The organism is Vibrio sp. 10N.222.54.A3 (assembly GCF_041474095.1).
GTDB lineage: Bacteria > Pseudomonadota > Gammaproteobacteria > Enterobacterales > Vibrionaceae > Vibrio > Vibrio crassostreae_C.
Genome location: NZ_JBFRTN010000085.1, coordinates 1 through 9,811, shown reverse-complemented (window position 1 = coordinate 9,811; position 9,811 = coordinate 1). Strand labels below are relative to the sequence as shown.

The window sequence follows — 9,811 nt, the reverse complement described above, 5'->3', positions numbered from 1 at the left end:
TACGAGATACGAGATACGATCAGGATGTCTCTTAGTGAAATGAAGTTCAACATACTTCAACGCTAAATTGTATTGAGCTTCCCTAGAATACAGACGTAAAAAAACCGCTAGTTGCCTAGCGGTTTTTTTGGTTTAGCGAAACTTATTAAGCCAAGGCCTAAGGCATCTCGTCAAACTCTTCACCTTCTTTGTCCACTTGTGGTGGCATTAGGTGTTCACGCGTAATACCTAACTTCATAGCCAGTGCAGATGCAACGTAGATAGAAGAGTAAGTACCAACCGTAATACCCAGTAGAAGTGCAGTCGCGAAGCCGTGAATCATAGCGCCGCCCTGAACGAACAGTGCGATAACTACGAATAACGTGGTACCAGAAGTGATCAATGTACGGCTCAATGTTTGTGTGATTGAGCTGTTCAGTACTTCAGGTGCTTCACCCTTACGCATCTTACGGAAGTTCTCACGGATACGGTCGAATACAACAATGGTATCGTTGAGGGAGTAACCGACGACCGTTAGCAAGGCTGCTACGATGGTAAGGTCGACCTCAATTTGCATTAGAGAGAACACACCCAGAGTGATGATAACGTCGTGCGCCAGTGCTAATACTGCACCCGCAGCCAAACGCCATTCAAATCGCACTGATACGTAGATCAAGATACAGATAAGAGAAACTAGAATAGCAAGGCCACCCGCTTCTGTTAATTCGTCACCCACGTTAGGACCAACGAACTCGATACGACGCATTTCAACTTGCTCACCAGTACCATTCTCAATAGCAGAAAGGATTTGGTTACCAAGCGTTTCGCCCGCTACGCCATCACGTGGACGTAAACGAACCATCACATCACGAGCTGAACCGAAGTTCTGTACCGTTGCATCACCAAAGCCTTCGGCTTCTAGTGCACTACGAATATCAGGAAGGTGTGCCGGTTGTTCAAAACCAACTTCAATCAGAGTACCGCCAGTAAAATCTAGACCCCAGTTCAACGATTTCGTTGTTAGGGTGAAGATAGCAGTACCAATCATCAAGATAGAAAAAACAAAGGCAACCTTTGACCAACGCATAAAGTCGATCATTTTGTCTGCTTTTAGAATCTGAAACATATTAATTCCTAGCCTTAGATCGACAGTTTTTTAACGCGTTTGCCGCCATACATCAGGTTCACGATACAACGTGTTCCGATAATAGCTGTAAACATTGAAGTCAAGATACCGATAGACAGCGTTACCGCGAAGCCTTTGATAGCACCCGTACCCACAGCAAATAGAATGATTGCTGTTAGTAGTGTGGTGATGTTGGCATCGGCGATTGTGCTGAATGCGTTCGCGTAACCTTGGTGAATAGCTTGTTGTGGACTGCGTCCATCTCGAAGCTCTTCACGTATACGCTCAAAGATCAGAACGTTCGCATCAACCGCCATACCAACCGTTAATACGATACCGGCAATACCTGGTAGGGTCATGGTAGCCCCCGGAATCATCGACATAACACCGATAATCAACACCAAGTTAGCCATTAGCGCAACGTTCGCAATCAGACCAAAGCTACGGTAGTAAAGCAGCGTAAACAGCATTACAGCAGCCATACCCCAAACCATCGCCATGATACCCATATCGATGTTTTGCTGCCCCATAGATGGACCAATGGTACGTTCTTCTACAATCGAGATAGGCGCAATCAATGCACCAGCACGCAGTAGAAGTGCCAAGTTATGAGCTTCAGCCGTTGAATCGATACCAGTAATACGGAAGTTACGGCCTAGCGCAGATTGAATCGTCGCTTGGTTAATCACTTCTTCGTGCTTACTCAAGATAACTCGACCTTCCGGTGTTTTACGACCGCTGTCTTTGTACTCTGCAAATACCGTTGCCATTAGCTTACCGATATTCTGACGAGAGAATGCAGACATCTTGCTACCACCTTCGCTGTCTAGCGAGATGTTAACTTGAGGACGACCATATTCATCAACACTTGAGCTTGCATCAGTAATACTTGAGCCGCCTAGAATAACGCGCTTCTTAAGTACCACAGGACGACCATCACGATCTTGCTTGATTTCGCTACCCGCAGGGGCACGACCAGAAGCGGCAGCGGCTAAGTCAGCACTGCTATCCACTTCACGGAACTCAAGCGTCGCGGTAGCACCAAGAATTTCTTTAGCGCGAGCCGTGTCTTGAACACCAGGCAATTCCACTACGATACGGCTAGAGCCTTGACGTTGAACCAAAGGTTCAGCAACACCAAGTTCGTTAACACGGTTACGTAGAATGGTAATGTTTTGCTCTACCGCATAGTTGCGGATTTCTTGAAGACGAGCCTCTGTGAAGCTAGCAACCAAAGAAAAACGACCATTAGATTCAGAATCTACAAACGTCATGTCTTGGTGCTTAGATTGCAGTAGCGATTTTGCTTCAGCAAGCTGCTCGGCGTTACGTAGAATCACTTCAACCGCATCTTTACCAGATGGGCGAATTGCACGGTAACGGATTTTTTCTTCACGAAGTTCGCTACGGAACGCTTCTTCTTGTTGGCCAACCAGCTTTTGCATCGCAGCGTCCATATCCACTTCCATCAAGAAGTGAACACCACCACGTAGGTCAAGACCAAGCTTCATTGGTGCAGCACCAATAGATTCAAGCCAATCAGGAGTTGAAGCAGCTAAGTTTAAAGCAACGATTACGTCTTCATCTAATGCTTCAGTGATGACATCACGAGCACTAATTTGAGAGTCAGTATCGTTAAAGCGAACAAGAATGGAACCGTTTTCTAGAGCAACGGATTTAGTAGAAAGGTTTTCAGCTTCAAGAGCATTGGTGACAGCATCCAGCGTAGACATATCTACAGAGGCGCCGCGCGCCCCTGTAACTTGAACTGCCGGATCTTCACCGTATATATTCGGAAGTGCGTACAACGCAGCGATGGCGATAGTAAACACCACCATCAGGTACTTCCATAACGGGTAACGGTTTAGCACAGCGAGGATCCTCTAGCTGTTTATAGAGATTTCAGAGTACCTTTTGGTAGCACTGCTGTAACGAAGTCTTTCTTGATAACTACTTCGTTGTTTGCATTCAGTTCGATAGCAACGTAGTCGCTGTCTTCTGCAATCTTAGTGATCTTGCCAATTAGGCCGCCGCTTGTAAGAACTTCATCACCTTTGCCCATAGAAGACATAAGGTTCTTGTGCTCTTTAACACGCTTAGCTTGTGGACGGTAGATCATGAAGTAGAAGATCACAGCGAACATACCTAGCATGATAAGCATTTCGAAACCGCCGCCTGCTGGTGCACCTTCTGCTGCTGCGTGAGCTTGAGAAATAAACATTTAAAACATCCTCTATTTATATTTTCGTAATTGTTTGTCTAATTGGGTTGCATCCCTTTATTTTCAAGCCCCATCACTCGGAAGAGAGATAGGGCTCGCAAAAAAGAAATACTAAGATTCTTTACCTAGTGGTGGCACTTCACGCCCCATTCTTGCGTAGAACTCTGCAACGAACTCTTCAAAGCGGTCTTCATCGATAGACTGACGAATGTCTGACATTACTCGTTGGTAGAAACGCAGGTTATGAATCGTGTTCAGTCGAGCACCTAGGATTTCGTTACAACGATCCAAATGGTGTAAGTACGACTTGCTGTAGTTCTTACAAGTGTAACAGTCACACTCTGAATCTAGTGGTGTTGTATCGGTTTTATGCTTCGCATTACGGATCTTGATCACACCTTCAGTCACAAACAGGTGGCCGTTACGTGCATTTCGCGTTGGCATTACACAGTCAAACATGTCGATACCGCGACGAACACCTTCAACCAAGTCTTCCGGTTTGCCTACGCCCATTAGGTAACGTGGCTTATCTTCTGGCAGTTGAGGACATGTGTGCTCAAGAATGCGGTGCATATCTTCTTTTGGTTCGCCTACTGCTAGGCCACCTACTGCGTAACCGTCAAAACCAATTTCTGTTAGGCCTTTAACGGATACATCACGAAGGTCTTCGTACACGCCACCTTGAACGATACCGAACAGTGAGTTCGGGTTTTCAAGTTTGTCGAAGTGGTTACGTGAACGCTCAGCCCAACGAAGAGACATCTCCATTGAGTCTTTTGCTTCTTTGTGTGTCGCAGGGTAAGGCGTACACTCATCGAAGATCATTACGATGTCTGAACCTAAATCTTTTTGGATTTCCATAGACTTCTCAGCGTCCATGAAGATCTTGTCACCGTTTACAGGGTTACGGAAATGAACACCCTCTTCAGTGATTTTACGCATTGCACCTAGGCTGAATACTTGAAAGCCGCCTGAATCAGTCAGGATAGGACCGTGCCAGTTCATGAAATCGTGCAGGTCACCGTGCATTTTCATGATTTCTTGACCAGGACGTAGCCATAGGTGGAATGTGTTACCTAATAGGATTTCAGCACCTGTGTCTTTTACTTCTTCAGGTGTCATACCTTTAACAGTACCGTAAGTACCTACAGGCATGAATGCTGGGGTTTCAACGGTACCGCGTTCAAACTGAAGTTGACCACGACGTGCGCCGCTATTAGTTTTTTTAAGTTCGTATTTTAATTTCACGAAGCCTCCAATATGCCAGAGAAACAATCTGACTGTTAATTCAGAACCTTAAGCCAAACAAAAGTTCAGTCCAGTGAGCTCTATGAGGAGCGGTCGCGTATTCCTTGCGAGAGATTAGACAGACACCCTGCCCGACTCCTAGCTTACTGCTAGCACCCGTAAATTCTTATGTATATCGTTTATAACTAGCTTAAATTAGCTTGTTTTCTTATTGATGAACATGGCATCACCGTAGCTGAAGAAACGATATTCGCTCTTCACTGCGTGATCGTATGCGCCCATCACATTGTCGTAACCTGCAAATGCACTCACCAACATAATCAGCGTTGATTCTGGTAAGTGGAAATTGGTAATCAAGCAATCCACCAACTGGTATTCGTAACCAGGGAAGATAAAGATTTCAGTGTCACCAAAGAAAGGAACCAACTCTGTGCCTTTCTTCAACGCATCTTGCGCTGCACTTTCTAGTGAGCGTACTGATGTTGTACCAACAGCAATAATACGGCCGCCACGGGCTTTTGCTGCAGCTACGGCGTCAACCACTTCTTGCGGCACTTCAACGTACTCAGCATGCATGTGGTGATCGTTAATATTATCAACTTTTACTGGCTGGAACGTACCAGCACCAACATGAAGCGTCACGTAAGCAAACTCAACACCTTTTTCTTTCATGTCAGCCATTAGCTTCTCATCAAAGTGAAGGCCTGCTGTTGGCGCTGCAACCGCACCCGGCTTTTCATTATAGACAGTCTGGTAGCGCTCTTTATCTGCATCTTCATCAGGACGATCGATGTAAGGAGGCAGTGGCATGTGACCAACACTGTTAAGAATCTCTAAAACGCTTTGATCAGATGTGAAATGGATTTCGAATAACGCATCGTGACGCGCCACCATTTCAGCTTCATATTCATCGTTCTCACCAAGGAACAACTTGGTACCCGGCTTCGGTGATTTAGAACAACGAACATGCGCAAGAATGCTTTTCTCATCAAGCATACGTTCAACCAGCACTTCAAGCTTACCGCCTGATGCCTTGCGACCAAATACACGAGCTGGAATCACTCGAGTGTTATTGAAAACAACAAGATCGCCTGGCTCAACCAAGTCTAAAACGTCTTTAAACGAACCATCAGCTAGGTTACCGCTGTTGCCATCTAATTTAAGCAGGCGGCTTGCTGTACGCTCCTCTTGAGGGTAGCGAGCAATGAGTTCATCTGGTAGGTCAAAGTGAAAATCTGAAACTTGCATGTGTCTAGTCTTGTCTTAGTTGATGAGATTTGTGCCGTTGACGAATCATAAATCGTAGTTGCTGGATAATCGTTACGGTAAGTCAATCGTTACCAGAAACACATCGCAAACACGACTAAAAATTTCGCAGTGGGCTAGTATAGGCACACGAGCCGCAATAGCAAGGTTTACAGCACTGGATTATTGTAAAGAGGCGTAAAATAATGCGACTGATTCACCTCTTCAAGCTAAAGAATTAGTTGCATAAAACTCACCCAAGAATGCGTCAGATCTCAGTTATTTTTTGGATAAAAAACTATAGTAATAGCAACAAATAAAAAAGAAGGAGGTTCGTATGATCAAGGTTGAAGATATGATGACTCGCAACCCTCATACCCTATTGCGCTCACACTCACTGGCCGATGCTAAGCACATGATGGAAGCACTTGATATCCGCCATATTCCGGTCGTCGATTCCGACAGGCAACTACTAGGTGTCGTCACACAACGAGACGTTCTCGCCGCTCAAGAATCCAGCCTACAAAACATCCCACAAGCTCAATCTTTTACTCTTGCTACTCCCCTCAACGACATCATGCACAAAAGTGTTATGTCGGTAGAGCCGCGTGCAGGATTAAAAGAATCGGCTATCTACATGCAGAAACATAAAGTGGGCTGTTTACCTGTCGTAGAAAACCACGAACTAGTAGGCATTATTACAGACAGCGATTTTGTCACGATAGCGATCAATTTACTGGAGCTGCAAGAAGAAGTAGAGCCAGAAGAAGCAGAAGTAGAGTAACGCTCGGAATTGATATAAAGAAGAGCGGCCAATTCAGCCGCTCAGAGGGATTGTTGTCGCAGCGGATTATTATAGAAGCTCAGATACCACATCCGCTAATTGATGGAATGTCTCACGACGCGAAGAGCTTGGTCGCCAGACAAGGCCAATATCTCGGTAGGCCTGCTGACCAGGAGGATCGATCACAACGAGATTCTGGTTTTCCAATAAACCGTGGTCGATCGCCATTTGCGGAATAAAGGTGGTTCCTAAACCATTGGCCACCATTTGCACCAATGTGTGAAGGCTCGTCGCAGTGAACGGGTTGATCTTCTCTTTATCCGTTAACTTACAAGCCGACACAGCATGCTCGGTTAAGCAATGCTCGTTCTCCAACAAAAATACAGATTCGTCTGGCAGGTCATCGTATTTAATCGGAACGCGAATACCATCAGCTTGATTGCGACTGATCACCATCCGGAAAGGGTCTTGCCCAACAACTTGGCTTTCCATATTGTCGATATCGACAGGCAAAGCCAGAATCAGCACATCTAAGTCTCCATGACGCAGCGCAGCCAATAGGTTGGTCGTTGTGTCTTCACGTAACAGCAAATTTAATTGTGGAAAGCGCTGGTTGGCTTCCTGTACCAAATCGCACAAAAGGAACGGCGCTATAGTAGGAATACACCCGACTCGCAGCTGCCCTTGCATCGCATCCCCGTTACATAGATTTCCAAGCTCTACGAGATCTTGTCCTTTCGCTAGTAGCTCTCGACCGTGCTTGACCACCAGCTCACCTGCTTGCGTGAAAACTAGCGGGCTCTTTTTATCTTTCTTCTCATAAAGCGGGCAACCAATCAGCTCTTCTAGGTTTTGAATGCCTTTACTTAGCGTAGATTGACTGACGAAACAGCGATCTGCGGCATCACTGAAATGACGAGTTTCGTGAAGAGTAACAAGATAGTGAAGTTGCTTAAGACTTGGCCATTTATTCATGAAATTACTTTGTAATATGAGTAGGATAAGTTAGGTAAAGGTCATTCGACCTAAGGACAGGACAAAGAATAAGCTTATCGCTTTTTTCGATTAACTTAATCTATTTAATTCGCTTTTTTCTATAGTACCGATTGTACTATAGTTTGTCCCGTAGAAACGGAGCCCAAACAAAGATGTGTTGGGCCAACTAATTTTTTAGGAGATTCCAAAATGGTACTAGTAGGTCGTCAAGCCCCTGACTTTACTGCAGCAGCTGTTCTAGGTAACGGTGAGATCGTTGATAACTTCAACTTCGCAGAATTCACTAAAGGTAAGAAAGCTGTAGTTTTCTTCTACCCACTAGACTTCACTTTCGTTTGTCCTTCAGAGCTAATCGCTTTCGACAACCGTCTTGAAGATTTCCAAGCTAAAGGCGTTGAAGTAATCGGTGTTTCTATCGATTCTCAATTCTCTCACAACGCATGGCGTAACACTGCTATCGCTGATGGCGGTATCGGTCAAGTTAAATACCCTCTAGTTGCTGACGTTAAGCACGAGATCTGCAAAGCATACGATGTTGAGCACCCAGAAGCAGGCGTTGCTTTCCGTGGTTCTTTCCTAATCGACGCTGACGGCCTTGTACGTCACCAAGTAGTTAACGATCTTCCACTAGGTCGTAACATCGACGAAATGCTACGCATGGTAGACGCACTAAACTTCCACGAGAAGAACGGTGAAGTTTGTCCTGCACAATGGGAAGAAGGCAAATCAGGTATGGACGCATCTCCAAAAGGTGTTGCAGCATTCCTATCTGAGCACGCTGACGACCTAAGCAAGTAATTACCTCTTAAGCCCGAACTCAACGCGGGTTAATGGTTGGAAGATTCTCTTTAAAGAGACATAAAGCATAAGCTAATAGCGCAAAGCGCACCGCCAATCAGTTAAGAAGTAAAGTCCTATTAAAAGCCCGAAGTTAACGCTTCGGGCTTTTTGTTTTCCCCCTCCTCGCTCCCCTAGACTGACTCTTGTAATAGATAATTGAGGTAGCGATAAACCTAAACTTTACCTCTATTTTCCCTTATCCCCATCTATTCAGAATCACACCTAGATTGCTATTATTTCATCAGTATCTTTTTGAACGGATAAACACGATGAACACCGAAATTGAAGTCTGTATCGATAACTTAGAATCTCTTCATACCGCACTATCTGGTGGCGCGAATCGAATTGAGCTTTGCTCTTCATTAGCACTTGGCGGATTAACTCCAAGCTTCGGAATGATGAAACAAGCGGCAATAGTTTCGTCGGTTCCGGTCTACGCTATGATACGCCCAAGACAAGGCGACTTCATTTTCGATAACGACGATATGCTCTGTATGCTTGAAGATATTGAAGCTTGCGCAAATGCAGGATTGGATGGGGTCGTACTTGGTGTGTTAGCGCCGAACGGAAGTATTGATATGCCAAAGATGCAACAACTGGCTGACAAAGCGCACTCGTTAAAGCTTGGGATTACCTTCCACAGAGCCATCGATCAAAGCTCTGATTTCCAAGCAGCATTAGAACAAATCATTACACTTGGATGCGAAAGAGTCCTGACATCAGGGCTTGCTGCTAATGCTGAGCAAGGTATCGATGTATTGGCTGCAATGGTCAAACAAGCCGATGGACGAATTGATATCATGGCGGGGGCTGGCGTTAACGCTGCGAATGCCAAAATGATTCAAAGCGCTACCCAAGTACCTGCTCTTCACCTTTCAGGTAAATCGACAAGGCCGAGTCTAATGGAAAACAACTCAAGTACTCAAATGGGCAGTGATAATATTGATGATTATCAGATCCCAGTGACAGATGCGAGTAAGATATCTGATGTGAGAGCCGCCCTCACCGCTTAGGGCAATAGTCGCCAGCATAAATCCAGAGAACCTCGCTGACTAATCTAACTCACTGACGTATATTAGATTTAATAGCGCAGAAAATTTTCATGGATAGATATGGCTAAAGACTTATTCAGCTCTCTTGATTTAAACCTGTTACGAAGCAAAACATGTTTGGAAGAAACCAAATCCACGGCTTTCAGGCTGAAATTGGCGTGGCAAGTTATGACGGTACGAAAACGCGCTCAGGCGAAGTAGAAGAGAAAACAACACATGGTATAAGCCTAGGCGGGGCCTACGTTTACCAAGCGACACCAATGCTTGGATTACGTGCTGGTGTTGATATGAATATTTTTGAACAATCGAGTAGGAGGAGG

The 9,811-nt window shown here is 45.2% G+C and carries 9 protein-coding genes and 1 pseudogene; 4 read left to right on the top strand and 6 right to left on the bottom strand.

Features of this window, described 5'->3' with window-relative positions:
* Positions 1-157 precede the first annotated feature (157 nt).
* The 5 genes from secF to queA all read right to left on the bottom strand — a co-directional run bounded on the left by secF (position 158) and on the right by queA (position 5,822).
* Positions 158-1,105, bottom strand: a complete 948-nt coding sequence (secF, locus tag AB4507_RS18125) for a protein translocase subunit SecF (RefSeq protein WP_017062837.1) — start codon at positions 1,103-1,105, stop codon at positions 158-160.
* Between the two features lie 14 nt (positions 1,106-1,119).
* Positions 1,120-2,976, bottom strand: coding sequence for a protein translocase subunit SecD (gene secD / locus AB4507_RS18120; protein ID WP_102320714.1), 1,857 nt, complete (start codon positions 2,974-2,976; stop codon positions 1,120-1,122).
* A 20-nt stretch (positions 2,977-2,996) separates the two neighbouring features.
* On the bottom strand, positions 2,997-3,326 hold the full coding sequence (gene yajC, locus AB4507_RS18115) for a preprotein translocase subunit YajC (RefSeq protein ID WP_010440492.1): 330 nt from the start codon (positions 3,324-3,326) through the stop codon (positions 2,997-2,999).
* Between the two features lie 111 nt (positions 3,327-3,437).
* Positions 3,438-4,574, bottom strand: a complete 1,137-nt coding sequence (tgt, locus tag AB4507_RS18110; protein WP_017056177.1) for a tRNA guanosine(34) transglycosylase Tgt — start codon at positions 4,572-4,574, stop codon at positions 3,438-3,440.
* Between the two features lie 195 nt (positions 4,575-4,769).
* Positions 4,770-5,822: a tRNA preQ1(34) S-adenosylmethionine ribosyltransferase-isomerase QueA gene (gene queA, locus AB4507_RS18105; protein ID WP_372183053.1), complete on the bottom strand. Its 1,053-nt coding sequence runs from the start codon at positions 5,820-5,822 to the stop codon at positions 4,770-4,772.
* Between the two features lie 334 nt (positions 5,823-6,156).
* Here queA and AB4507_RS18100 point away from each other — a divergent pair, with 334 nt between their 5' ends.
* Positions 6,157-6,603 carry a CBS domain-containing protein gene (locus tag AB4507_RS18100; protein ID WP_017062524.1) on the top strand — a complete coding sequence of 149 codons (447 nt, stop codon included), beginning with the start codon at positions 6,157-6,159 and terminating at the stop codon, positions 6,601-6,603.
* Positions 6,604-6,672: 69 nt separating this feature from the next.
* On the opposite strand, the gene AB4507_RS18095 is transcribed toward AB4507_RS18100, so the two are convergent.
* Positions 6,673-7,578 carry a hydrogen peroxide-inducible genes activator gene (locus AB4507_RS18095; protein WP_017062525.1) on the bottom strand — a complete coding sequence of 302 codons (906 nt, stop codon included), beginning with the start codon at positions 7,576-7,578 and terminating at the stop codon, positions 6,673-6,675.
* A gap of 210 nt (positions 7,579-7,788) precedes the next feature.
* On the opposite strand from AB4507_RS18095, the gene AB4507_RS18090 reads away from it, so the two are divergent.
* From AB4507_RS18090 to AB4507_RS18080, 3 genes and pseudogenes are all read left to right on the top strand, one after another.
* Positions 7,789-8,397: a peroxiredoxin C gene (locus AB4507_RS18090; RefSeq protein WP_004740353.1), complete on the top strand. Its 609-nt coding sequence runs from the start codon at positions 7,789-7,791 to the stop codon at positions 8,395-8,397.
* Positions 8,398-8,708: 311 nt separating this feature from the next.
* The gene (locus AB4507_RS18085) at positions 8,709-9,452 is read left to right on the top strand and encodes a copper homeostasis protein CutC (RefSeq protein WP_136978148.1); all 744 of its coding nucleotides are present in this window, start codon (positions 8,709-8,711) and stop codon (positions 9,450-9,452) included.
* Positions 9,453-9,598: 146 nt separating this feature from the next.
* A pseudogene (locus AB4507_RS18080) lies at positions 9,599-9,811 on the top strand (hypothetical protein); the annotation flags it as partial.